Source organism: Streptomyces sp. DSM 41931 (assembly GCF_050271085.1).
Lineage (GTDB): Bacteria > Actinomycetota > Actinomycetes > Streptomycetales > Streptomycetaceae > Streptomyces > Streptomyces albogriseolus.
Genome location: NZ_CP189902.1, coordinates 1380001 through 1401947, shown reverse-complemented (window position 1 = coordinate 1401947; position 21947 = coordinate 1380001). Strand labels below are relative to the sequence as shown.

23 protein-coding genes (1 of these 23 running past the window's edge) are annotated in these 21947 nt (G+C 72.6%); 13 read left to right on the top strand and 10 right to left on the bottom strand.

Going from position 1 to position 21947, the window contains the following annotated elements; genetic code table 11:
* The first annotated feature begins 2 nt into the window (after positions 1–2).
* On the top strand, positions 3–770 hold the full coding sequence (gene fabI / locus ACP7TJ_RS06705; protein ID WP_167744903.1) for an enoyl-ACP reductase FabI: 768 nt from the start codon (positions 3–5) through the stop codon (positions 768–770).
* A 65-nt stretch (positions 771–835) separates the two neighbouring features.
* On the opposite strand, the gene ACP7TJ_RS06700 is transcribed toward fabI, so the two are convergent.
* A complete protein-coding gene (locus ACP7TJ_RS06700; protein ID WP_093767667.1) occupies positions 836–1528 on the bottom strand; it encodes a FadR/GntR family transcriptional regulator in 693 nt (230 codons plus the stop codon).
* Positions 1529–1649: 121 nt separating this feature from the next.
* Between ACP7TJ_RS06700 and ACP7TJ_RS06695 the strand changes: the two genes are divergently transcribed.
* From ACP7TJ_RS06695 to ACP7TJ_RS06680, 4 genes are all read left to right on the top strand, one after another.
* The gene (locus ACP7TJ_RS06695) at positions 1650–2969 is read left to right on the top strand and encodes a CynX/NimT family MFS transporter (protein ID WP_167744984.1); all 1320 of its coding nucleotides are present in this window, start codon (positions 1650–1652) and stop codon (positions 2967–2969) included.
* Positions 2970–3049: 80 nt separating this feature from the next.
* Entirely contained in the window at positions 3050–3166 is a 117-nt protein-coding gene (locus ACP7TJ_RS06690) for an SGM_5486 family transporter-associated protein (protein WP_006132620.1), read from the top strand.
* A 172-nt stretch (positions 3167–3338) separates the two neighbouring features.
* Positions 3339–3545, top strand: coding sequence for a hypothetical protein (locus ACP7TJ_RS06685; protein WP_093767669.1), 207 nt, complete (start codon positions 3339–3341; stop codon positions 3543–3545).
* 64 nt (positions 3546–3609) lie between these two features.
* Positions 3610–4128, top strand: a complete 519-nt coding sequence (locus tag ACP7TJ_RS06680; RefSeq protein ID WP_093767670.1) for a SixA phosphatase family protein — start codon at positions 3610–3612, stop codon at positions 4126–4128.
* A gap of 93 nt (positions 4129–4221) precedes the next feature.
* Here the strand turns inward: ACP7TJ_RS06680 and serB are convergent, their stop codons facing one another.
* Entirely contained in the window at positions 4222–5430 is a 1209-nt protein-coding gene (serB, locus tag ACP7TJ_RS06675; RefSeq protein ID WP_093767671.1) for a phosphoserine phosphatase SerB, read from the bottom strand.
* A gap of 657 nt (positions 5431–6087) precedes the next feature.
* Entirely contained in the window at positions 6088–7899 is a 1812-nt protein-coding gene (locus ACP7TJ_RS06670) for a streptophobe family protein (RefSeq protein ID WP_427762440.1), read from the bottom strand.
* A gap of 243 nt (positions 7900–8142) precedes the next feature.
* Between ACP7TJ_RS06670 and ACP7TJ_RS06665 the strand changes: the two genes are divergently transcribed.
* Positions 8143–10671, top strand: a complete 2529-nt coding sequence (locus ACP7TJ_RS06665) for an FHA domain-containing protein (protein ID WP_246532151.1) — start codon at positions 8143–8145, stop codon at positions 10669–10671.
* A 91-nt stretch (positions 10672–10762) separates the two neighbouring features.
* On the opposite strand, the gene ACP7TJ_RS06660 is transcribed toward ACP7TJ_RS06665, so the two are convergent.
* The 3 genes from ACP7TJ_RS06660 to ACP7TJ_RS06650 form a co-directional block, all read right to left on the bottom strand.
* On the bottom strand, positions 10763–11503 hold the full coding sequence (locus tag ACP7TJ_RS06660; RefSeq protein ID WP_093767673.1) for a transglycosylase SLT domain-containing protein: 741 nt from the start codon (positions 11501–11503) through the stop codon (positions 10763–10765).
* A gap of 353 nt (positions 11504–11856) precedes the next feature.
* Positions 11857–12900: an S-adenosylmethionine:tRNA ribosyltransferase-isomerase gene (locus tag ACP7TJ_RS06655; protein WP_093767674.1), complete on the bottom strand. Its 1044-nt coding sequence runs from the start codon at positions 12898–12900 to the stop codon at positions 11857–11859.
* On the bottom strand, positions 12897–13595 hold the full coding sequence (locus ACP7TJ_RS06650; RefSeq protein ID WP_427762437.1) for an SDR family NAD(P)-dependent oxidoreductase: 699 nt from the start codon (positions 13593–13595) through the stop codon (positions 12897–12899). The genes ACP7TJ_RS06655 and ACP7TJ_RS06650 overlap by 4 nt, the downstream gene beginning before the upstream one ends.
* Positions 13596–13848: 253 nt before the next feature.
* Here ACP7TJ_RS06650 and ACP7TJ_RS06645 point away from each other — a divergent pair, with 253 nt between their 5' ends.
* The 3 genes from ACP7TJ_RS06645 (at position 13849) to ACP7TJ_RS06635 (ending at position 16030) form a co-directional block, all read left to right on the top strand.
* Positions 13849–14994, top strand: coding sequence for a GAF domain-containing sensor histidine kinase (locus tag ACP7TJ_RS06645; protein WP_093767676.1), 1146 nt, complete (start codon positions 13849–13851; stop codon positions 14992–14994).
* Positions 14987–15628, top strand: a complete 642-nt coding sequence (locus tag ACP7TJ_RS06640; protein ID WP_093767677.1) for a response regulator — start codon at positions 14987–14989, stop codon at positions 15626–15628. The genes ACP7TJ_RS06645 and ACP7TJ_RS06640 overlap by 8 nt, the downstream gene beginning before the upstream one ends.
* 156 nt (positions 15629–15784) lie before the next feature.
* Positions 15785–16030, top strand: a complete 246-nt coding sequence (locus tag ACP7TJ_RS06635) for a chaplin (RefSeq protein ID WP_093767678.1) — start codon at positions 15785–15787, stop codon at positions 16028–16030.
* Positions 16031–16118: 88 nt separating this feature from the next.
* Here the strand turns inward: ACP7TJ_RS06635 and ACP7TJ_RS06630 are convergent, their stop codons facing one another.
* A complete protein-coding gene (locus ACP7TJ_RS06630) occupies positions 16119–16907 on the bottom strand; it encodes a hypothetical protein (RefSeq protein WP_093767679.1) in 789 nt (262 codons plus the stop codon).
* A 164-nt stretch (positions 16908–17071) separates the two neighbouring features.
* Here ACP7TJ_RS06630 and ACP7TJ_RS06625 point away from each other — a divergent pair, with 164 nt between their 5' ends.
* From ACP7TJ_RS06625 to ACP7TJ_RS06615, 3 genes are all read left to right on the top strand, one after another.
* Positions 17072–17869, top strand: coding sequence for an ABC transporter ATP-binding protein (locus ACP7TJ_RS06625; protein ID WP_024887131.1), 798 nt, complete (start codon positions 17072–17074; stop codon positions 17867–17869).
* 89 nt (positions 17870–17958) lie between these two features.
* The gene (locus ACP7TJ_RS06620; protein WP_093767680.1) at positions 17959–18399 is read left to right on the top strand and encodes an NfeD family protein; all 441 of its coding nucleotides are present in this window, start codon (positions 17959–17961) and stop codon (positions 18397–18399) included.
* A 158-nt stretch (positions 18400–18557) separates the two neighbouring features.
* Complete coding sequence (locus tag ACP7TJ_RS06615) at positions 18558–19502, top strand: SPFH domain-containing protein (protein ID WP_048458542.1); 945 nt, start codon at positions 18558–18560, stop codon at positions 19500–19502.
* A gap of 113 nt (positions 19503–19615) precedes the next feature.
* Here ACP7TJ_RS06615 and ACP7TJ_RS06610 read toward each other — a convergent pair whose 3' ends face one another.
* The 3 genes from ACP7TJ_RS06610 to ACP7TJ_RS06600 all read right to left on the bottom strand — a co-directional run bounded on the left by ACP7TJ_RS06610 (position 19616) and on the right by ACP7TJ_RS06600 (position 21694).
* Positions 19616–20122 carry an HNH endonuclease gene (locus ACP7TJ_RS06610; protein WP_093767681.1) on the bottom strand — a complete coding sequence of 169 codons (507 nt, stop codon included), beginning with the start codon at positions 20120–20122 and terminating at the stop codon, positions 19616–19618.
* Between the two features lie 208 nt (positions 20123–20330).
* The gene (locus tag ACP7TJ_RS06605) at positions 20331–20870 is read right to left on the bottom strand and encodes a YbhB/YbcL family Raf kinase inhibitor-like protein (protein WP_093767682.1); all 540 of its coding nucleotides are present in this window, start codon (positions 20868–20870) and stop codon (positions 20331–20333) included.
* Positions 20871–20911: 41 nt separating this feature from the next.
* Positions 20912–21694, bottom strand: a complete 783-nt coding sequence (locus ACP7TJ_RS06600) for a sporulation protein (RefSeq protein WP_093767683.1) — start codon at positions 21692–21694, stop codon at positions 20912–20914.
* Between the two features lie 189 nt (positions 21695–21883).
* Between ACP7TJ_RS06600 and ACP7TJ_RS06595 the strand changes: the two genes are divergently transcribed.
* A protein-coding gene (locus ACP7TJ_RS06595; protein ID WP_093767684.1) for a DNA-3-methyladenine glycosylase crosses the window boundary here: on the top strand, positions 21884–21947 show its 5' portion. The gene runs 578 nt beyond the window's last position; only the first 64 of its 642 coding nucleotides appear in the window; the start codon lies at positions 21884–21886; the stop codon falls past the right edge of the window.

The window sequence follows — 21947 nt, the reverse complement described above, 5'->3', positions numbered from 1 at the left end:
ACATGAGCGGAATTCTCGAGGGCAAGCGCGTCCTGATCACCGGTGTGCTGATGGAGTCCTCCATCGCCTTCCACACCGCGAAGCTGGCCCAGGAGCAGGGTGCCGAGATCATCCTGACCGCGTTCCCGCGGCCCACCCTGACCGAGCGCATCGCCAAGAAGCTGCCCAAGCCCACCAAGGTCATCGAGCTCGACGTCACCAACGACGAGCACCTGGGCCGCCTGGCCGACGTCGTCGGCGAGGAGCTCGGCGGCCTGGACGGCGTCGTGCACTCCATCGGCTTCGCGCCGCAGGACGCCCTCGGCGGCAACTTCCTCAACACGCCGTTCGAGTCGGTCGCCACGGCCATGCACGTCTCGGCGTTCTCGCTGAAGTCGCTGACCATGGCCTGCCTGCCTCTGATGCAGAACGGCGGCTCCGTCGTCGGACTCACCTTCGACGCGCAGTACGCCTGGCCGCAGTACGACTGGATGGGCCCGGCGAAGGCCGCCCTGGAGGCGACCAGCCGCTACATGGCGCGCGACCTGGGCAAGCAGAACATCCGCTGCAACCTGATCTCGGCCGGTCCCATCGGCTCGATGGCCGCCAAGTCCATCCCCGGCTTCGCCGAGCTGGCCTCGGTGTGGGACAACCGCGCCCCGCTGGAGTGGGACCTGAAGGACCCGGAGCCGGCCGGCCGCGGTGTCGTCGCCCTGCTGAGCGACTGGTTCCCGAAGACCACGGGCGAGATCGTCCACGTGGACGGCGGTCTGCACGCCGTCGGCGCCTGACCGTACGCCTCACGAGGGCCCGCGTCCCCCAGGGGACGCGGGCCCTCGCGTATCCGGAAGGGCGCTCAGTCGCCCGCGGAGGCCGTGAACCGCCCCGGCTTGCACGCCAGGGGGTAGGCGGCGGCCTCCTCGGCCGCCGTCGCCTCGTCGCCCGCGCGGATCGCGTCCACCAGCCGGCTGTGGTCCATGTGCGTCTCCGGCGACATGTCCCCGCCCACGTCGTCGCGCAGCCAGTCCCGCAGCACCTCGCCCAGGTCCGCGTACAGCGCGGTCATCACGTCGTTGTGCGAGGCCGCCACGACCGCCATGTGGAACGTCGCGTCCGCCGTCACGAACGCCTCCGCGTCGCGCGACTCCCAGGCCTCCTCGCGGCGCAGCAGCAGCGCGTCGAGCTGCTTGAGGTCCTTCTCCGTACGCCGCTGCGCCGCCAGCCGCGCCGCCCAGGACTCCAGGGAGGAGCGCAGCTCGGCGATGTGCCGGGGGTCGGCGCCGGCGAAGCGGCGGTGCATCACGCCCGCCAGCTCGCTGGTGGCGACCACATAGGTGCCCGAGCCCTGGCGGATGTCGAGCAGCCCGTTGTGCGCCAGCGCGCGCACCGCCTCACGGACCGTGTTGCGCGCCACCCCCAGCTGCTCCACCAGCTCCGGCTCGGTGGGGATGCGTGAGCCGACCGGCCACTCGCCGGAGGCGATCTGGGCCCGCAGGGCGGCGATGACCTGTTCGGACAGCGCGGATCGGCGCGGATGGCTCAGAGGCATGCTTCACCTTCGCACGGCAGAGGCCGCGTACGGCGCCGGTGACGCCAACGCCAGCGCCAATGACATGGACAACATGGACAGCCAATCATCCCATGATTCTATGATGGGTCACATGACTCGTATGACTGGTGACGAGACCCGGACGACCGCGTCCGCCGCCGCCCGTACGCCCGCCACGACCGCGCGCCCGGAACGCCCCGGTGCCTCCACGCGCGCGTGGCGGACACGGCTGCTCGTCGTCGGCATCGTGCTGGCCGCCCTGAACCTGCGCCCCGCCATCACCAGCTTCGGCGCCCTGCTCGAAGAGGTGCGCGACGGGCTCGGCATGAGCGGCAGCGTGGCCGGGCTGCTCACCTCCCTGCCCGCGCTGTGTTTCGCCGTCCTCGGCGTCACCGCGCCCCGCCTGGCCCGCCGCTTCGGCCCCGGCGCCGTGGTGTGCGCCGGCATGGCCGCCATCGCCACCGGCCTGCTCGTCCGGCCCTTCGTCGGCAGCACGGCCGCCTTCCTCCTCGCCAGCGGCCTCGCGCTCGGCGGCATAGCCGTCAGCAACGTGCTGATGCCCGTCATCGTCAAGCGCTGGTTCCCCGACCGGGTCGGCTCCATGACCGGCCTGTACTCGATGGCCCTGGCCCTGGGCACCGCCTCGGCGGCGGCCGTGACCGTCCCGGTGACCGACGCGCTCGGCGGCGACTGGCAGGCGGGGCTCGCCGTCTGGGCGGCCCTCGCCGCGGCCGCCGTCCTGCCCTGGCTCGCCTTCGTACGGGACCGCGGCGCCTCGGCCCCGGGGGAGGGCGCGCCGGCGTCGCGGCAGGGCGGCGGGCGGCCGGAGGAGCGGCCCGCCGGGCAGGCGCCGGTGCTGCGCATCACCCGCAGTCGCACGGCGTGGGCGCTGGCCGTGTTCTTCGGTCTCCAGGCCACCGCCGCCTACATCAGCATGGGCTGGATGGCGCAGATCTTCCGTGACGCGGGCGTCCCCGCGGGCCGGGCCGGACTGCTGCTCGCCGTCACCATGGTGATGGGCGTCCCCCTGGCGTTCGTCATCCCGCGCCTCGCCGCCCGGCTGCCCCGCCAGGGCCCGATCGTGCTCGTGCTGGGCGTCAGCGGCCTGCTCGGATACGCGGGCCTCTACTTCGCCCCGGCCGCCGGCGCGTGGGCCTGGGCGGTGCTGGTGGGCATCGCCAACTGCGCCTTCCCGCTCGCGCTCACCATGGTCGGCATGCGGGCGCGGACGGGCGCGGGCGTGGCCCAGCTGTCCGCGTTCGCACAGAGCACCGGCTATCTGATCTCCATCCCCGGGCCTCTGCTGGTGGGCGTGCTGTACCAGCACAGCGGGGGCTGGGGGCTGCCGATCGCGCTGATGGCGGGGCTGATGGTCCCGCAGATGATCGTCGGGGTGGTGGCCGGGCGGGACCGCACGGTGGAGGACGAGGCGGCGCGCTGAGGCGTACGGTCCGGGGTGACGCCGCGCCCGCCGGGCACCCCGTGGCCGGTGCCGGGCGGGAAGGGTGCGACACTTTCCCCATGCCAGTCCTCGACCCGAACCCGCAGAACGGCCAGAAGAAGATGCTGCTCGTCTTCGGCGCGTTCTTCGCGATCTTCATCGTCATCGGCGTCATCGCGACGGTGCTCGCGCCCTGAGCGCGGTGGCCGGTTCCGTGCCCTGAGGGTGGTGCTGGCACCCCTGTCCCCTAGGGGGCCAGGCTCAGGGTCAAGTGGGTGGATCACCGGATGGGTTGGCGCCCCGCCGATCCGTACCTTCGAGATGTGGCCGCGAGCGGCGGGCACGGAGCACTCGAAGAGCGGAGGCCCCATGTCGGCGCGCACGCACTCCCGGCCCGTCCCGGCCCCCCGGGGCGGTGCCGCCACCCGGCTGCCGTGGTGGGCCCTGGCCCTCCCCGCCCTCGCCTTCGTGGCCCTGCTCGCCCTCGTCCTCAACCCCTCCGACGCGCACGCGACCGCCGGTGAGCCCGCGCTCACCCTCCTCGTCGAGCGGGCGCAGCAGCTCATAGCCCGCTGAACGCGTCCGAGGCGCCGGTCAACTCCCTGCGCCCTGTGGCCTGTTTCATGCGAAGCTGGGTGCCATGAGCGTCGCAGAACCCCGCAGGATTGTCCTTTTCCGGCATGCGAAAGCCGACTGGCCTCCGGTGTCCGACCACGAGCGGCCCCTCGCCGAGCGAGGCCGCCTGGACGCCGCGGCCGCCGGCCGCAAGCTGGCCGACACCGGCGTCGCCTTCGGCCTGGCCCTGTGCTCCACGGCGGTCCGCACCCGCGAGACCTGGAAGCTCGCGGTCCACGAGTTCCCGAAGCGGCCGAAGACCGTCTACGAGGAGCGGATCTACGAGGCCTCGCCCGGCGAGCTGATCGCCCTGCTCAACGAGACCCCCGACGACGCGCAGAACGTCCTGCTGATCGGACACAACCCGGGCGTGCAGGGGCTGGCCGACATCCTGGCCGGCGCGTCCGAGGGCGACGCCCGCGAGCGTATGACGCGGCGCGGCTTCCCGGCCGCCGCCTTCGCGGTCCTGACCTTCAGCGGCCCCTGGAAGTCCCTGGAGCCCGGCACCGCCACCCTGGCCGACTACTGGGCGCCCACCGAGTGACCCCCGGCTGACTGACCCGCCCGGCACGCCAGGGGCCCGGCACCGACCCTGTCGGCGCCGGGCCCGTCCGTCGTCACGGCCGGTCCGCGCGGCTCAGTCGCCCGCGAGCGTGTCCGCGGCCTCGACCTCTTCCCGCGTGATGCCCAACAGGTAGAGGACGGTGTCCAGGAAGGGGACGTTCACGGCCGTGTGGGCCGCCTCGCGCACCACCGGCTTGGCGTTGAAGGCGACACCGAGACCCGCCGCGTTCAGCATGTCCAGGTCGTTCGCGCCGTCACCGATCGCCACCGTCTGCGACAGCGGCACCCCCGCCTCGGCCGCGAACCGGCGCAGCAGCCGGGCCTTGCCCGCCCGGTCCACGATCTCGCCGGTCACCCGGCCGGTCAGCTTGCCGTCGACGATCTCCAGCGTGTTCGCCTGGGCGAAGTCCAGACCGAGGCGCTCCTTCAGATCGTCGGTGACCTGGGTGAAGCCGCCCGACACCACGCCCACCTGGTAGCCGAGCCGCTTGAGCGTACGGATCAGGGTGCGGGCGCCCGGCGTCAGACGCACCTCGCTGCGCACCTTGTCGATCACGGAGGCGTCGAGCCCCTCCAGCAGCGCCACCCGCGCGTGCAGCGACTGCTCGAAGTCCAGCTCCCCGCGCATCGCCGCCGCCGTCACCTCGGCGACCTGGTCCTCACAGCCGGCGTGTGCCGCGAAGAGCTCGATCACCTCGTCCTGGATGAGCGTGGAGTCCACGTCCATCACCACCAGGCGCTGCGCCCTGCGGTACAGCCCCGCCGCGACCACCGCGATGTCGACCCGGAACCGGGCCGCGTCCGTCACCAGCGCGGTGCGCAGCACCTCCGTCTCCACGCCGGACACCGCGAACTCCACGGCGGTCACCGGGTACTTGGCGAGCCGGAAGATACGGTCGATGTTGCCGCCGGCCTTGGTTATCCGCGCGGCGACCGCCGCCGTCGCCTCCGAGGTGAGGGGGTGGCCCAGCACGGTCACCAGGGACCTGCCGAGACCGCGGGGGCGGTTGTCGCCCTTGCCCGAAATGATCTCCGCCTGCAGCTTGATCGAATCCGCCCAGCTGTGGACGGTGGCCCGCAGGTCGCCCTCCATCCCCGCCGGGGGCTGGGTCACGAGCGCGCACAGCACGATGCGACCACGGGTGACGACCTGCTCGATGTCGACCACGTCGACGGAGTAGGCGGCGAGGGTGTCGAAGAGGCCGGCCGTGATGCCCGGCCTGTCCTTGCCGAAGATCTTGACCAGGAGGGTGGGAACGTCGGAGGTCTGCGATGCGCTCATGGTGTTCCCACCGTATCCGGCACCCAGTGCCCCGCGCCCGCGCGGTCCGCCCTCCGGACACCCCCACCACCCCGTCCGGGGCCGCGCCCCCGTCTCGCCCCAGCCGTGAACACACGGACCGTGCCCGGGTCCGGCGACGGGCGCCCGGATCCGACCGGCCCGGTCGGCCCACGCACCCTGCGTGCCCACCCAGCGGGCACCGGCCAGGTCCGATGCCGGCTTGGCGCACAGCGGGTTCCCCGGCGCAGCCGAGGACACGCGAACGGGGCCCAGCCTCGCGGATCCCCGAGGCCCCGGCCCCGACCCGGCGTCGGGCGCCCGGATCCGACCGGCCCGGTCGGCCCACGCACCCTGCGTGCCTACCCGGCGGGCATCGGCCAGGTCCGATGCCGGCTTGGCGCACAGCGGATCCCCCGGCGCAGCCGAGGACACGTGAACCGGGCCCCAGCCCTGCGGATCCCCGATGCTCCGGCCCCCGACCCGGCGTCGGGCGTGCCGGCCTGCTCCCGGCCTGCGGCCCGAGTGCCACCCCGCCGTTTGCGCACGGCTGCACGGCGCCGCCCGCACCGGCTCCGGTGACGGCGCGCCTGCCCCGGCCCGCCCGGCCGCTCTGGGCGCCGCCCCGGCGCCGCCGCCGGGTCCGGGCTCGGCCCGCCCCTACCGTCCTACCGGCCCCCGGCCGTCCCCCTCCCCGTTCCTCCCGCGCGGCTCCCTGCCGTCCGGGTCTCGTCGCTCGGGCTCGCGTACACCCGAGGGGCGGGGCGCGGGAGGAGGAGGCGGGGGAGGCGGTGGGACCTTGTCCGGCCACAGGCGTCGGCGGTCCGGGCGGGGTGGGCGTGGTGGCGGGGTGGGGCTGATGACCGTGGGGGCCGCGGCCACGTCGTCCGCCCCGTTCCCCGGTGCCGGCGAGCGGGCGGACCCCGCAGGCGTGCCCCGTCCCGGCACCGCGTCCTCGGGGGAGGCCCGTTCCGTCCGCGCCCCCGGCAGCCGTAGGTACGGATTGGTCTCCGGGTGGGGCGGGCGGTACGGCGTCCCCGGCCGGTAGGGCCCCGAGGGCGCCGACGTCGGCAAGCCTTCGGCACCCCGTGCCAGTACCGCCACCCGCGTCCCCGCCACCCCGCACGCCCACGCCAGTAGAGCCCCCGCCGCGCCCGCCCCCGCGCCCCACACCGCGCCGAGCAGCGCCGCTGCGCCGAGGCGCCCGCGCAGGTCCAGCCCCGCGTCGAAGACGTCGTACCCCAGCACGGACAGCGAGCCGCCCACGGACACCTCGGTGAGCCACACCAGCACCGGCAGTGTCACCGCCGCGGCGGCGCTCAGCCGCACCGCACACCGCCCCGCGAAACCACCCGCCCCCGGCGTACTCCCCACCACCGGCGTCCGCACCCCCGTCTCCACGCCCACCAGCAGCATCGCCGTCGCCGCGGCCACCCCCAGCAGCCACACCCGCCCGTCCAACCCGGCCAGCGCACCCAGAGTGACCGGCTCCTCCGTCCCCCTCCGCAGCAGATCGTCCAGGGGATGGGGCAAGGCCCCCAGGAGCGCCCCGTTCCCCTGGGCGTCCCACGGGACGAACAGCCCGGCCGACACCCCCAGCCACACACCGTTCGGCGCTCCCAGCAGCGCGGCCCCGGCGATCCGCCGGGGGTGGTCGTCGCCGATGGCCGCGTACCCCGCGGCGGCGAACCCCGCCGCCACCGCGACCAGCAGCACCGCGACGAGCGACGAGACCGCCGGCCGCACCACCCGGTGCAGGGCGTCCCAGCCGCGCGGCAGGGGAGTGCGGCGGGACGCCAGCAGGGCGATCAGCAGCACGCCCGCCGGCCAGCCGAGGCCGGCCAGCAGCGTCGGCGCCGTGTCGACGGTGAACCCCACCGTCACCTCCGCGCCGGCCAGGTCCCCCACCCGGTCCGGCAGCAGCTCCCCGATGTCGCCCAGCCCCGGGACGACCAGCCCCCCGCCGCCGTCCGAGCCGGGCAGACCGTCCACATCGAGCGCGGCCACGTCGACGGTGATCACGTCGTGGCCCGCCCACACCAGCCCGCCCGCCGTCGCCACGGACAGCGCGACCACCGCGCCCGCCCGCGCGGCGAGTTCACGGCCGGACACCACAACTCCCGCCGCCCGTGAGGACTTCAGGAAGATGAGGGAGAGCAGCAGCGCCCCCACCAGCCCCACGCCGAGCGGCATCACGCCGACCGCCGTATCCGCCTCGGCCCCGGACAGCCCGAACGCCGACACGTCTCCCGTCGGCGTGACCGAACCGCCCACCGCCAGCGCCACCACCGCGGCGGTCATCGGCGCCAACGACCCCGCCGTGTCCGCGTCCAGCAGATGCAGTCCCAGCGCCGCCGTCCCCGCCATCCCGATCAGCGCCCAGCTCACCGCGGCGACCGCGGACATCACCACGTCCGCCCACGGCACACCGGCGTCGCGTCCCGGCCCTGCGGAGCCTGTGGCAGTACTCATGGCAGACCCCCCGATCCGCGGAGCGGCCCGGCAGGCCGCACATGTCCCCCTCGCGGGGTTTACCACTCTCCGAGGGGATTTCAACCCCCGTCCGGGCAGAGCCGTAGACGTCTTGTCGCGGGGTCGTGACAGGGCCGACTTTCGGTCGGAGGGCCGGGCCTGAAATAGTTCCCCCCGATGTTCGACATCCCTAGACTCCCTGCGACGGGGGAAATTCGGGGGAACAACTCAGTGGGGCATGGAGTGCCGGAACTCGTACTGGAATCAAACGGACGTACCTGGACGCTCGATCCGTCCAGGTCCTACACCCTGGGACGTGACCCGCAGGGCGACGTCGTCCTCGACGACGCCAGGGTGTCCTGGCGTCACGCCACGGTCAGCTTCAACGGCCGCGGTTGGGTGATCGAGGACCACGGCAGCACCAACGGCACCTTCGTGCAGGGGCAGCGGATCCACCACCTGGAGTTCACCGCCGACACGGTGCTCAACCTGGGCAACGCGAACGACGGGCCGCGCGTCACGCTGTCCGGTGTCGGCGCCGCCGTGCCGCAGGCCCAGCCGCAGCAGCCGTACGCCGCCCAGGGCGCGGGCGCCGGCTGGGCGCAGCAGCCGCCCGCTCAGCAGCAGCCGCCCGCCCAGCAGGGCTGGCAGCAGCCGCAGCAGCAGGGCGTCGCGCAGCAGAACGCGCCGCACATCCCCCAGCAGCAGGGACCCGGTGGTGGCGCGGGGGCGCCGCCGGTCTACGGCGACCGCAGTCCCACGACGTTCCACCAGTTCTCGCTCGGCCGCGTGATGCGCATCGGCCGTGCCCTGGAGAACGACCTGGTGGTCTCCGACCTCCAGGTGTCCCGCAACCACGCGGAGTTCCACTCGACGCCCGACGGGCGCATGGAGATCCGCGACCTGGGTTCGCACAACGGCACGTACGTCAACGGCCAGCCGATCCCCAAGGGCGGCTCGCAACTGCTCGGCCCCACCGACATCGTGGGCGTCGGTCACTCGACGTTCCGGATCGTCGGCGACCGGCTCGAGGAGTTCGTCGACACCGGTGAGGTGTCCTTCTCCGCCCGCCACCTCACCGTCACGGTCGACGGCGGCAAGCAGATCCTGAAGGACGTCTCCTTCGGCGTCCCGGAGAAGTCCCTGATCGCGGTCATCGGCCCGTCCGGCTCCGGCAAGTCGACGCTGCTCAAGGCGCTCACCGGCTACCGGCCCGCCAACCAGGGCGAGGTGCTGTACGACAACCGCAATCTGTACAAGCAGTTCGCCGAGCTGCGCCAGCGCATCGGTCTGGTCCCGCAGGACGACATCCTGCACAAGGAGCTGACCGTCAAGCGGGCCCTGAAGTACGCGGCCAAGCTGCGCTTCCCCGCCGACACCACGGCGGCCGAGCGCGAGGCCCGCATCGACGAGGTGCTGCGCGAGCTGAAGCTGGACATCCACAAGGACAAGAAGGTCACGTCCCTGTCCGGCGGCCAGCGCAAGCGCGTGTCGGTGGCGCTGGAGCTGCTCACCAAGCCGTCGCTGATCTTCCTGGACGAGCCGACCTCCGGCCTCGACCCGGGCATGGACCGGGACGTCATGCAGCTGCTGCGCGGCCTCGCCGACGACGGCCGCACCGTCCTCGTCGTCACCCACTCGGTGGCCGAGCTGGCGATCTGCGACAAGCTGCTGGTGATGGCGCCGGGCGGTTCCGTCGCCTACTTCGGCCCGCCCGAGGAGGCGCTGAACTTCTTCGGCTACGACACCTGGGCCGACGTCTTCTCCGCCTTCGAGAACTACCGCGACTACGACTGGGCGGGCCGCTGGAAGGGCTCGCAGCACTACCAGATGTACGCCGCGGACATCGACGCCGTCGCCCCGCAGTCCGTCCAGGTCCCCGCGATGCAGGCGATGAAGCCGCCGAAGCCGCAGGGCTGGGCGTCGCAGTTCTCCACCCTGGTGCGCCGGTACGTGTCGGTGATCGCCTCCGACAAGGGCTTCCTCGCCCTGTCGATCATCCTGCCGCTGGTCCTCGGCTCGGTCAGCCTGCTCATCGACCAGGGGAAGGACCTGCTGGTCAACACGGAGATCAACCCGAGAACGGGCCGGCCCGTCGCCAACGGCACCGCGCTCACGGTGCTGCTCATCCTCGCGGTGGGCGCGTGCTTCGCCGGCGCCGCCAACTCCGTCCGTGAGCTGATCAAGGAACGCGTGATCTACGAGCGGGAGCGCGCCACCGGCCTGTCCCGCTCGGCGTACCTGATGTCGAAGGTCTTCGTGCTCGGCCTGATCACCATGATCCAGGGCCTGATGATCGGCGTGATCGGCTTCTCCAGCCGCACGGTGCCCGACGAGGGCCTCGTCCTCGGCGGCCAGATCCTGCTGGAACTGTGCATCCCGATCATGGCGCTGGGCTTCACCGCGATGATGTTCGGCCTGATCATCTCGGCCCTGGTGAAGACCGCCGAGAAGACGATGCCGCTGCTGGTGATGTTCGCGATCGTCCAGGTCGTCTTCACCGGCTGCCTGTTCCCGCTGGCCAACTCGGTCGGCGTGAACGAGCTGTCGTACCTGATGCCGTCGCGCTGGGCGGTCGCCGCCGCGGGCGCGACGCTGGACTTCAACAACATCAGCCCGCCGGCCAAGGGCGACAGCGCCGACCCGCTGTGGGAGCACACGGCCGCCGCGTGGGCGACGGACATGGGCGCGCTGCTCGCGCTCGGCGTGGTCTGCGGCTTCTTCGTGGCACGCTTCCTGCGCCGCCACGAGCCCGAGGTCATGCGCAAGTAGTACCGCCGTACGATCCCGAAGGGCGGCACCCCGTCAGGAGGGTGCCGCCCTTCGGCGTCTGTGTGCGGCAGGAGAGGTCCGCGCCGACCTCTCAGTACGCGCTGTCGACGTTGTCCATGGTGCCGTACTTGTCGGCCGCGTAGTTGCAGGCGGCGACGATGTTGGCGACCGGGTCGTAGATGTCCTTCGGGGTGCCCTTGACGTGGTACGCCTCGAAGGTCGGCGGGATCACCTGGAGCAGACCCTTGGAGGGGATGCCGTTCTGGGCGTTGATGTCCCAGAGGTTGATCGCCTGCGGGTTGCCGGAGGACTCGCGCATGATGTTGCGGTGGATGCCCTCGTAGGAGCCGGGGATCCCGTGCTTCTTCATGATGGACATGGCCTCGCGGATCCAGCCGTCGAGGTTGTCGCCGTACTTCTTCGGAGCGGCCTTCTTCACCTCGGCGCGCTCGGCGGAACGGCTCGCCGACTCAGCGGCCTGGCGGGCCTTCGCGGCCTTGGCCTCGGCGGCCGCCTTCTTCTCCGCGGCTGCCTGCTTCTTCGCGGCGGCCTCTGCGGCGGCCTGCTTCTTCGCCGCGATCTGCTCGACCTTCAGGCCGGCGGCGGCGAACTGGCTGTTGACGTCGGGCTCGACGCCCTGGATCTGCTGGGTGCTGTAGGCCACCTTCGCCGTCTCGGCGGGAGCCTCGGCCGTGGTCGTCGTCGAGGCGTTGCTCGGGACCGCCGAGAGGCCGATGGCGGCGGCGCCGAGAGCGGCGACGCCCGCGGCGGCGACCTTGTGGTGACGACTCAGGGCTCGACCATGACCACGGGTGAGGATGTGCTTGGGCATGCGAAACGGACCTCTTCGAATAGCGCGGAGGTCGCTCGATGTCCGGGGGGACCGGTGCTTCTTCGGCACGCGAACGCCGCGGGCGGAAAGCCCACGGCGCTGAGCGACGCAGCCATTGTTAGCGGCCGCAAAATCGCTCGGCAAAGATGTGACCTACGAAGCCGGATAGTGGATCAGGGGGGTGGGAAACCGGGCAGATCGGACTGTTCGCCCCGCTCGTATGGGAGGTTATGTGTCTCCTACTCCGCTTCGTACGTGATGTGCGCCCTATGCCCGGCCTCACACCGGACCCCCGCCCTCCTTACCGCGTGTTGCTGGCGCAACGCGCTGGGTGAGGAGTTCCGCGTCCTCGGTCAGGGCGGCAGCAGCAGGTGCACGTCCCCGAACTCGTGCCACAGGTAACGCCCGCGCAGCGCCTCCTCGTAGCCCCGCGCGACCGCCTCCCGCCCCGCGACCGCCTCCAGCATCAGCAGGTGCGACGCCTCCGGCTCGTGCAGCCCGGTCAGCAGCCCGTCCACCACCCGCACCCCCCGCTCCGGGGTCACCACCAGGTCCGTCCACCCCGCACGGGCCCGCACCGCCCCGTCGGGACCGGCCGCCGACTCCAGCGCCCGTACCGCCGTCGTCCCCACCGCGATCACCCGGCCGCCGCCCGCCCGCACCGCGCCGATCAGCCGCGCCGACGCCTCCGGCACCGCGAACCGCTCCGGGTACGGCGGCTCGTGCGCCTCCGCCGACGCCACCCCCGTGTCCAGCCGCACCGGCGCGAACTGCACCCCGCGGCTCACCAGCTCCGTCACCGTCCGCGCGGTGAACGGACGCCCCGCGCTCGGCATCTCCGCGCTCCCCGAGCCGTCCCGCGACGGCAGCGCGAACACCGTCTGGTACGCCGACAGCGGCTGGTCCCGCTCCGTGTACGCGTACCGGATCGGCCGCCCGTGCTCCCGCAGCAGCCCGGGCACGTCCCGCGACACCCGCGCCCACCACAGTCGTGACGCCCCCGCGCTCAGCGGCTCCTCGACCCTCAGCCGCGCACCCCCGGACAGCCGCACCCCTGTACCCGCACGCGTGCCCGCGCGCACGCGCGTGGTGCCGCGCCCGTCCGGATCACGCAGCTCGACCGCCCAGCGGCCGTCGTCGCCGCGGGTGGAGAAGTGCACCACCACGCGCGCGTCGCCGATCCGGCCGTCGACGGCAGCCGCCAGCGTGGGCGAGGTGTTCACCACCAGGAGGTCGCCCGCGCGCAGCAGCAGCGGCAGCTCCGCGAAGGCGTGGTGGGACACCTCGGCGCCCCGCGACACCAGCAGCCGTACCGCGTCCCGGTCCCGGCCGGGCGCCCGCAGCTCCGCCGGCACCCGCGCCGACAGCTCCGCCGGCACCTGGAAGGTGACCGTCACCGCCGTCCCTCCAGCAGCGCCGGGGCGCCGTAGCGGCCACTGGCCGGCCGCTCCTCCAGCAGCCGCAGGAACCCCGGCACCACCGTCTCGGGCTCCGGCCGCGGATCGTCGTCGTCCGGCACGGCCGCCGCGTACAGCTCCGTCGCCATGTCCCCGGGGTCGACCGACCACACCCGCAGCCCCGGCTCCTCCTCCGCCAGCACCGCAGCCAGCCGGTCGAGGCCCGCCTTGGACGCGCCGTAGCCGCCCCACGTCGGGTACGCCTCCGCGGCGGCGTCCGAGCTCACCACCAGCACCGCGCCCGCCTCGGCGGCCCGCAGCAGCGGCAGCGCCTCCTGCACCAGACCCAGCGCCGCCACCAGGTTCACCTCCAGCGCCCGCCGCAGCCCCTCCAGCGGCAGCTCCGCCAGCCGCACCAGCGGCTCGGAGCCCAGCGCGCTCGCGTTGTGCACCAGCAGGTCCACCCCGCCAAGACGCCAGGCCGCCGCCACCAGCTCCGCCCGGTGCGCGGGGTTCGTGACGTCCCCGGGCACCGCCGTCACGCGCGTGCCGTGCGCCGACGCCAGCACCACCGTCTCGGCCAGGCGGTCCGCGCCCCGCGCGTCGAGCACCAGATCCCAGCCCCGCTCCGCCAGCCCCACGGCCAGTGCCCGTCCGAGCCCCTTCGAGGCTCCCGTGATGATCGCAACCGGCATGACAACCGTCCCCTCGTCCGTCGTGTCGTCCCGCCCTGTCGGCGTGTGATCAACGTAGGAAGCCGGGCCGGGACGCCGCCTCGGGCGCGGGACGCAGCCGCCCGGGTCCCTTCGGCCTACGCCGGGACGCCCCCGCCCCGCGCCCTAGGCCGCGACGGCCGGACCCGGGCCCGGGACCTAGGACCAGCGACGGGGGACAGGGGCGGACAGCGGTCCGATCCGCGGGCCCGCGTCCCGCCGGTACCGTGACGGCATGAGCCACGGCCCCCGGTCCGGCCTCGCCGCGGTGAGTTCCGCGTTGCTGGCCATGAGCAGGCATCTCGAGGTGCGCGACGTCCTCAAGACGATCGTCGTCTCCGCCCGCGAACTCCTCGACGCCCAGTACGCCGCCCTCGGCGTGCCCGACGACCACGGAGGCTTCGCCCAGTTCGTGGTGGACGGCGTCAGCGACGAGCAGTGGAAGGCCATCGGCCCTCTGCCGCGCCGGCACGGCATCCTCGCCGCGATGCTCGACGACGCCGCCCCGCAGCGCCTCGCCGACGTGCGCCGCGACCCCCGCTTCGAGGGCTGGCCCAGCGCCCACCCCGACCTCGTCGACTTCCTGGGCCTGCCCATCCGCGACGGCGACGAGGTGCTCGGCGCCCTGTTCCTCGCGAACAAGAACTGCCCGAAGCCGGACGGCGCCTGCGGCTTCACCGAGGACGACGAGGAACTGCTCGGCATCCTGGCCCAGCATGCCGCCATCGCCCTGACCAACGCCCGCCTCTACGAACGCAGCCGCGAGCTGACCATCGCCGAGGAGCGCTCCCGCCTGGCCCACGAACTGCACGACGCCGTCAGCCAGAAGCTGTTCTCCCTGCGCCTCACCGCCCAGGCCGCCGCCCGTCTCGTGGACCGCGACCCGGCCCGCGCCAAGGGCGAGCTTCAGCAGGTGGCGGAGCTGGCCGCCGAGGCCGCCGACGAACTGCGCGCGGCGGTCGTCGAACTGCGCCCCGCCGCCCTCGACGAGGACGGGCTGGCCGCCACCCTGCGCACCCAGGTGCAGGTGCTCGACCGCGCCCACAGCGCGCGCGTCACCTTCACCGGCCACGGTGTGCGGGCCCTGCCCGCGGCCCAGGAGGAGGCGGTGCTGCGGGTCGCCCAGGAGGCGCTGCACAACGCCCTGCGCCACTCCGGCGGGACACACGTCGACGTGTCCCTGGAGCGGCGCGGCAACGGCGCGGTGCTGCGGGTGGGCGACGACGGACGCGGCTTCGACCCGCACACCGTCCGCCGGGCGGGCCGCCATCTGGGCCTGGTCTCCATGCGGGACCGGGCGAGCGGGGTCGGCGGCAGGCTGACCGTGGAATCGGCGCCCGGCAAGGGCACCACCATCGAGATGGAGGTCCCCGGTGGCTGACGCGATCAAGGTGCTGCTGGTCGACGACCACCAGGTGGTCCGGCGTGGTCTGCGCACCTTCCTGGAGGTGCAGGACGACATCGAGGTCGTCGGCGAGGCCGCGGACGGCGCGGAGGGGGTCGCCCTGGCCGGCGAGCTCCAGCCCGACGTCGTCCTCATGGACATCAAGATGCCCGGCATGGACGGCGTGGAGGCGCTGCGCCGGCTGCGCGAGCTGGACCACCGCGCCCGGGTGCTGGTCGTCACCAGCTTCACCGAGCAGCGCACGGTGATCCCCGCCCTCCGCGCGGGCGCCGCCGGCTACGTGTACAAGGACATCGACCCCGACGCGCTGGCCGGCGCCATCCGCTCCGTGCACGCCGGGCACGTGCTGCTGCAGCCGGAGGTGGCGGGCGCGCTGCTGTCCCAGGAGGAGAGCGGTTCCGGCGCGGGACGCGCGGGCTCCCTCACCGAGCGGGAGCGCGAGGTGCTCGGGCTGATCGCGGACGGCCGCGCCAACCGGGAGATCGCCCGCGCCCTGGTGCTCTCCGAGAAGACGGTGAAGACACACGTGTCGAACATCCTGATGAAGCTCGACCTGGCGGACCGCACCCAGGCCGCGCTGTGGGCCGTACGGCACGGGATCAGCGGCTGACCGCCGCTGCGCCATCACCCGGAAGGTTCCCCTCCGGTGCGAGATTCATACCGTAGGGGGAATGGCCCCCGGGTTCCGTATCCCCGGCCCGTGCCGTGCGTTGCCCAGTGCGGACCGCGGCGCTCGCCGCGGTCGTCGCAAGGAGGGGAACGGAAAGTGAAGAACCTGAAGAAGGCAGCCGCCGTGACGATGGTGGCGGGCGGTCTGCTCGCCGCCGGTGCGGGCATGGCCTCCGCCACCGAGGGCAGCCACGCGCACGGCGAGGCCGTGGGCTCCCCGGGCGTCGTCTCCGGCAACCTCGTCCAGGTCCCGGTCGACGTCCCGGTCAACGTGTCGGGCAACAGCATCAACGTCATCGGCGTGCTGAACCCCGCCTTCGGCAACGTCGCCGTCAACGACTGACGACCGACGGCACCAGACGACAAGCCCCGGCCGCCCGCCCCCACCCGGCGCCGGGGCTCGTCCCTGCCTTTGAGGCCCGGGGCCGTGTTCAGCGCGCCCCGCGCTCCTCCACGAACGCGTTGTACGCGGCCACCTGCGCCCGCCGGGCCGTCCGCTCCACCGGCCGCAGCGCCAGCGCCCGCGCCGACATCTCCGACGCGCTCACCGCGCCACCGTGCCCGTGCGCCGTCGCCAGCGACACCAGCGCGCCCACCCGCTGCGCCAGCTCCAGCACCCGCACGGCACGCGGCGGATACCCCGGCGCCAGCACGTCCCGCCCGCGCGACGCCGTGGCCCGCGCCCGGTACGCGTCGATCGCCGCCTCCGCGACCGGACCCGACCCGGCCACGTCCAGCCGGGTCAGCGCCTCCGTCGCCTCCCGCAGCGCCTCCGCCAGCTCCCGCTCCGCCTCACCCAGCGACGGCACGTCCGCCGGCGGCGCCTCCCGCACCGGCAGACAGTGCCAGAGGACCTCCACATGCACATCGCCCTCGGGCCCGGCCTCCGTCACCTCCGGCACCAGCCCCAGCGCCGCCCCCTGGCACACCACGGCCTCCTCGGCCTCCAGCGCCCGCGCGTTGAACTCCGGCGGGCCGCTCAGCCCCAGCGGATGCCCCGGCGCCGGCAGCGCCACCCGCAGCCCCGACACCCCGAGCCCCCGCAGCCGCCCCAGGGCCAGCGTCAGCCCCACCGGCGCGGACTCCCCGGGCACCCCCTCCACACGGTGCACCGCGTCCTCCCCGACCACGGCGAGCACCGCCTCGTCGGGAGAGACAAGTCCGGCAAGAAGGGCATTGCCCCAAGCGGCGAGACGACCGGAGCGTGGTTCCGAAAGCATGCGTACACCCTAGACAGCGCCCGGAAGCCGGACCGATGGAATGTCCGGGTCGGCCGGTGGCGTAGATTTCATGAGGGGCTCCCGCCCACGGGTGCGGCGGACCGACCCACAAGGCGTACGCGACAGCCGAGACCGGCCACACTGCAAGGGGAGACAAGGCGCTCATGAGCGATGTTCTGGAACTTCAGGACGTATCCGTGGTCCGCGAGGGCCGGGCTCTGGTGGAGCAGGTCTCCTGGTCGGTCAAGGAGGGCGAACGCTGGGTCATCCTCGGCCCCAACGGCGCCGGCAAGACCACCCTGCTGAACATCGCGTCCAGCTACCTCTACCCGAGCAAGGGCACCGCCACCATCCTCGGCGAGACGCTCGGCCGCCCCGGCACCGACGTCTTCGAACTGCGCCCCCGCATCGGCGTGGCCGGCATCGCCCTCGCCGACAAGCTGCCCAAGAAGCAGACCGTCCTGCAGACCGTGCTCACCGCCGCCTACGGCATGACCGCCGGCTGGCAGGAGGAGTACGAGGACATCGACGAGCAGCGCGCCCGTGCCTTCCTCGACCGTCTGGGCATGTCCGAGTACCTGGACCGCAAGTTCGGCACCCTCTCCGAGGGCGAGCGCAAGCGCACCCTCATCGCCCGCGCCCTGATGACCGACCCCGAGCTGCTCCTCCTCGACGAGCCCGCCGCCGGCCTCGACCTCGGCGGCCGCGAGGACCTGGTGCGCCGCCTCGGCCGCCTCGCGCGCGACCCGATCGCCCCCTCCATGATCATGGTCACCCACCACGTGGAGGAGATCGCCCCCGGCTTCACCCACGTCCTGATGATCCGTCAGGGCAAGGTCCTCGCCGCCGGCCCGCTCGAGCTCGAACTCACCAGCCGCAACCTGTCCCTGTGCTTCGGCCTCCCGCTCGTCGTGGAGCAGGTCGGCGACCGCTGGACCGCGCAGGGCCTCCCGATGAGCTGACGCCGCACCACCCCCCCGCACAACACCCGGCACCACGGGGCCCGTTCGACCGACCGCGCCCTGTCCGTGACCGGGTGCGCGGTTCTACCATGACCCGTGTGGACATCGACGCATGGCTGTGGTGGCTGATCGGGGCGACGGCACTCGGCATCGGGCTGGTGATCACCGCGATGCCCGAACTCGGCATGCTCGCGGTGGGCGCCGTCGCCGCCGCAGTGGTCTCCGGCATCTTCGGCGGCGGAGCCGTCGCCCAGGTCGCGGTCTTCGCCGTCGTCTCGACCGCGCTGATCGCCGTCGTCCGCCCCATCGCCCGCAGACACCGCTCCCAGAGGCCCGAACTCGCCACCGGCGTCGACGCCCTGAAGGGGAAGCAGGCCGTCGTCCTCGAACGCGTCGACGGCAGCGGTGGCCGCATCAAACTGGCGGGCGAGGTCTGGTCGGCCCGCGCCCTCGACACCGGCCGCTCCTACGAGGCCGGCCAGGAGGTCGACGTCGTGGACATCGAGGGGGCCACCGCGATCATCATGTGATCCCGCACCTCCCGTGCGAACAACCGGCGCGAACACGCCCCCGGTTGGGCCCGCGGTCTGACAGACTCGACCAGCAAGATCTACAACCGCACGACCGTGCACAGGCACACACGACCTGCCGTAGGCGCCGAGGCTAAGAAGGGTTCGGGGAACCGACGATGGAACCGGTCATCATCGTCCTGATCATCCTGGTGGTGTTGGTCTTCATCGCCCTGATCAAGACGATCCAAGTCATCCCACAGGCCAGCGCCGCCATCGTCGAGCGCTTCGGCCGCTACACGCGGACGCTCAACGCGGGCCTCAACATCGTCGTCCCGTTCATCGACACCATCCGCAACCGCATCGACCTCCGCGAGCAGGTCGTCCCCTTCCCGCCGCAGCCGGTGATCACCCAGGACAACCTGGTCGTCAACATCGACACCGTCATCTACTACCAGGTGACCGACGCCCGGGCCGCGACCTACGAGGTCGCCAGCTACATCCAGGCCATCGAGCAGCTCACCGTCACCACCCTGCGCAACATCATCGGCGGCATGGACCTCGAGCGCACCCTCACCTCCCGCGAGGAGATCAACGCGGCCCTGCGCGGCGTCCTCGACGAAGCCACCGGCAAGTGGGGCATCCGCGTCAACCGCGTCGAGCTCAAGGCCATCGAACCGCCCACCTCCATCCAGGACTCGATGGAGAAGCAGATGCGCGCCGACCGCGACAAGCGCGCCGCCATCCTCCAGGCCGAGGGCGTCCGGCAGTCCGAGATCCTGCGCGCCGAGGGCGAGAAGCAGTCCCAGATCTTGCGCGCCGAAGGTGAGGCCAAGGCCGCCGCGCTGCGCGCCGAGGGCGAGGCCCAGGCCGTCCGCACGGTCTTCGAGGCCATCCACGCCGGCGACCCGGACCAGAAGCTGCTCTCCTACCAGTACCTCCAGATGCTCCCGAAGATCGCCGAGGGCGACGCCAACAAGCTGTGGATCGTCCCCAGCGAGATCGGCGACGCCCTCAAGGGCCTCTCCGGCGCCGTCGGCAACTTCGGCTCCAGCCTGGGTGGCAACGGCACCACGGCGAACGTCCCCGCCCAGGAACGCCGCGAGAACCCCTCGATCGACTGAGAGCGCCCAGAAAACACGCGTTCCCCGCACCCCCTGAAGGGGCGCGGGGAACTGCGCGATCAACCACGAACAACCCGCAGGGGGGCGGTCAACTCAGCCCCTACGGCGAGCCGTCACGCGGCGTCCAACGCCAGCCACTCCGGCAGCGCCTCGAAGTCATCCCGGGCGAGAGCCAACAGCATCGCGTCCGCCGGCGTCGGCTCGTACGGCTCACGCAGCAGCGGCATCCCCGCCTGCTCCGGTGTCCGGTCGGCCTTGCGGTGGTTGTCCTCGGCGCACGACGCCACCGTGTTCAGCCAGGTGTCCTGCCCGCCGAGCGACCGCGGCACCACATGGTCGACCGTCGTCGCCCTCCGGCCGCAGTACGCGCACCGGTGCCGGTCTCTCACCAGCACACCCCGCCTCGACCACGGCGCACGTCTGCGGAACGGCACCCGCACATACCGGCAGAGCCTGATCACCCGGGGCGCCGGTATGTCGACCGCGGCTCCCCGCATCCGCAGTTCGGGATGGGCCTGCTCGACGACGGCCTTGTCCTGCAGCACCAGAACGACAGCTCGGTTCAGCGTCACCGTCGACAACGGCTCGAAGCTCGCGTTCAGCACCAGCGTGTCCCGCATACCAGCCCACCTCCCGTGCGCACCGGCCCGCCCCTCGGCGAGCTGGAACAACTCTGGCCGGGCGCGCCGGGAGGGACAACGCAATATCCGCTGCTCCCCCGGAAGACGCCTCCCGGGGGACCCCGGCGGAAAAAATGCCCGCCCCTGATCAATTCCAGGACCAGGGGCGGGCAAACGTTCCGGGAACGTCCGGCGTCACGCGGAGGACTCAGGACTCCGCGGGCACCTCGTACTCACCGATCAGCTGCGCCCGCGCGAGCGTGTGGAACCGCAGGTTGAAACCGACCACGGCGGGAGAGGCGTCCGCGTCCGGACCCAGCTTCTCCTGGTCCACCGCGTACACCGTGAACACGTACCGGTGCGGACCGTCCCCGGGCGGCGGCGCGGCACCGCCGAACTCCTTGGTGCCGTAGTCGTTCCGCGCGTGGACGGCGCCCGCCGGAAGCCCCTCGAACGAGCCGCTGCCGGCGCCGGCCGGCAGCTCGGTCACCGAGGCCGGGATGTCGAACACCACCCAGTGCCAGAACCCGCTGCCCGTCGGGGCGTCCGGGTCGTAGCAGGTCACGGCGAAGCTCTTGGTCTCCGGCGGGAAACCCTCCCACCGCAGATGCGGCGACGTGTTGCCCGCCGCGTGGACCTGAGCGTCCTTGAGCGCCGCCCCCTCCGTCACATCGTCGCTCGTCACCGTGAACGACGGAACGGGCGGATGGAAGTCATGGGGGAGCGGCCGCCGCTTGTGCTCGGTCACCTCGGTACCTCCTGATCGATGACGTTCAGTCGCGGACGAGCCTAGAACCAGTTGCGCTTGGAGCCGACCTCCGACAGCCACTGGTTCAGGTACGCCGCCCAGTCGGTCCCCTGGTAGTCGTTCAGCCCCACCTGGAAGGAGCGGAACGTGTCGCTGCCCTCGCTGAACAGACCCGGCTTCTTGTCCATCTCCAGCACGACGTCCATCGCCTGCGCGTCGGCGACGAAGCTCAGCTCCACCTGGTGCAGCCCGCGGTACTGAGACGGCGGGAAGAACTCGATCTCCTGGTAGAACGGCAGCCTCTGCCGCGTACCCCGGATCTGGCCCCGCTCCATGTCCGCGTTCTTGAAGCGGAAGCCGAGCTGGATGAACGCGTCCAGGATCGCCTTCTGCGCCGGCAGCGGGTGCACGTTCACCGGGTCGAGGTCACCGGAGTCCACGGCCCGCGCGATCGCCAGCTCGGTGGTCACACCGATGTCCATCCCGCGCAGCGGCTGACCGTCGATCATCGTGATCGGCGTCTCCCATGGGATCTCCAGCCCGAACTGCACGGCGTGCACCGCGCCCGCCTGCAGTTCGAAGGCGCCCCCCAGCTGCTGCTTGGTGAACTCGATGTTCTGCTTGTACTCCTGGTCGCCGCTCTCGACCTCGACCTTGGCCTGAAGACCGACCGACAGCCCCTCGATCTGCTGGTTCACGGACCCGCCCTGGATCCGCACCTCGCCCTGGACCACGCCCCCAGGAACGACGTTGACCTCGTGCAGCACCGTCTCGACCGAGGCCCCGCCGGCCCCCAGACTCGCCAGCAGCTTCTTGAACGCCATGTCTCTCCCTCTCCAGGCGACCCCAGCGGGCCACACCTGATCCACCGGCCCGCAGCACCTCGTGCGCCGGACTCCGATCCCTAACAACGCGATCCGGCCGCGGCCGGTTCCGTGTGCCCCTCACCCTGGCCACCGCGGCGCCGGCGTGACCAGCCCGTGGTCCACCCGCCTCCAGTACCCTCGGACGGCATGATCGCGAGCCCCGACCGTACGCCCCTGCCGAGAGAGTTCTTCGACCGGCCCGTCCTCGAGG

Excerpts from the sequence above, each read along its gene's own strand:
- fabI (WP_167744903.1), top strand. The coding sequence starts at position 3 with ATGAGCGGAATTCTCGAGGGCAAGCGCGTCCTGATCACCGGTGTGCTG.
- ACP7TJ_RS06700 (WP_093767667.1), bottom strand. The coding sequence starts at position 1,528 with ATGCCTCTGAGCCATCCGCGCCGATCCGCGCTGTCCGAACAGGTCATC.
- ACP7TJ_RS06695 (WP_167744984.1), top strand. The coding sequence starts at position 1,650 with ATGACTGGTGACGAGACCCGGACGACCGCGTCCGCCGCCGCCCGTACG.
- ACP7TJ_RS06690 (WP_006132620.1), top strand. The coding sequence starts at position 3,050 with ATGCCAGTCCTCGACCCGAACCCGCAGAACGGCCAGAAGAAGATGCTG.
- ACP7TJ_RS06685 (WP_093767669.1), top strand. The coding sequence starts at position 3,339 with ATGTCGGCGCGCACGCACTCCCGGCCCGTCCCGGCCCCCCGGGGCGGT.
- ACP7TJ_RS06680 (WP_093767670.1), top strand. The coding sequence starts at position 3,610 with ATGAGCGTCGCAGAACCCCGCAGGATTGTCCTTTTCCGGCATGCGAAA.
- serB (WP_093767671.1), bottom strand. The coding sequence starts at position 5,430 with ATGAGCGCATCGCAGACCTCCGACGTTCCCACCCTCCTGGTCAAGATC.
- ACP7TJ_RS06670 (WP_427762440.1), bottom strand. The coding sequence starts at position 7,899 with ATGAGTACTGCCACAGGCTCCGCAGGGCCGGGACGCGACGCCGGTGTG.
- ACP7TJ_RS06660 (WP_093767673.1), bottom strand. The coding sequence starts at position 11,503 with ATGCCCAAGCACATCCTCACCCGTGGTCATGGTCGAGCCCTGAGTCGT.
- ACP7TJ_RS06650 (WP_427762437.1), bottom strand. The coding sequence starts at position 13,595 with ATGCCGGTTGCGATCATCACGGGAGCCTCGAAGGGGCTCGGACGGGCA.
- ACP7TJ_RS06645 (WP_093767676.1), top strand. The coding sequence starts at position 13,849 with ATGAGCCACGGCCCCCGGTCCGGCCTCGCCGCGGTGAGTTCCGCGTTG.
- ACP7TJ_RS06630 (WP_093767679.1), bottom strand. The coding sequence starts at position 16,907 with ATGCTTTCGGAACCACGCTCCGGTCGTCTCGCCGCTTGGGGCAATGCC.
- ACP7TJ_RS06625 (WP_024887131.1), top strand. The coding sequence starts at position 17,072 with ATGAGCGATGTTCTGGAACTTCAGGACGTATCCGTGGTCCGCGAGGGC.
- ACP7TJ_RS06620 (WP_093767680.1), top strand. The coding sequence starts at position 17,959 with ATGACCCGTGTGGACATCGACGCATGGCTGTGGTGGCTGATCGGGGCG.
- ACP7TJ_RS06615 (WP_048458542.1), top strand. The coding sequence starts at position 18,558 with ATGGAACCGGTCATCATCGTCCTGATCATCCTGGTGGTGTTGGTCTTC.
- ACP7TJ_RS06610 (WP_093767681.1), bottom strand. The coding sequence starts at position 20,122 with ATGCGGGACACGCTGGTGCTGAACGCGAGCTTCGAGCCGTTGTCGACG.
- ACP7TJ_RS06600 (WP_093767683.1), bottom strand. The coding sequence starts at position 21,694 with ATGGCGTTCAAGAAGCTGCTGGCGAGTCTGGGGGCCGGCGGGGCCTCG.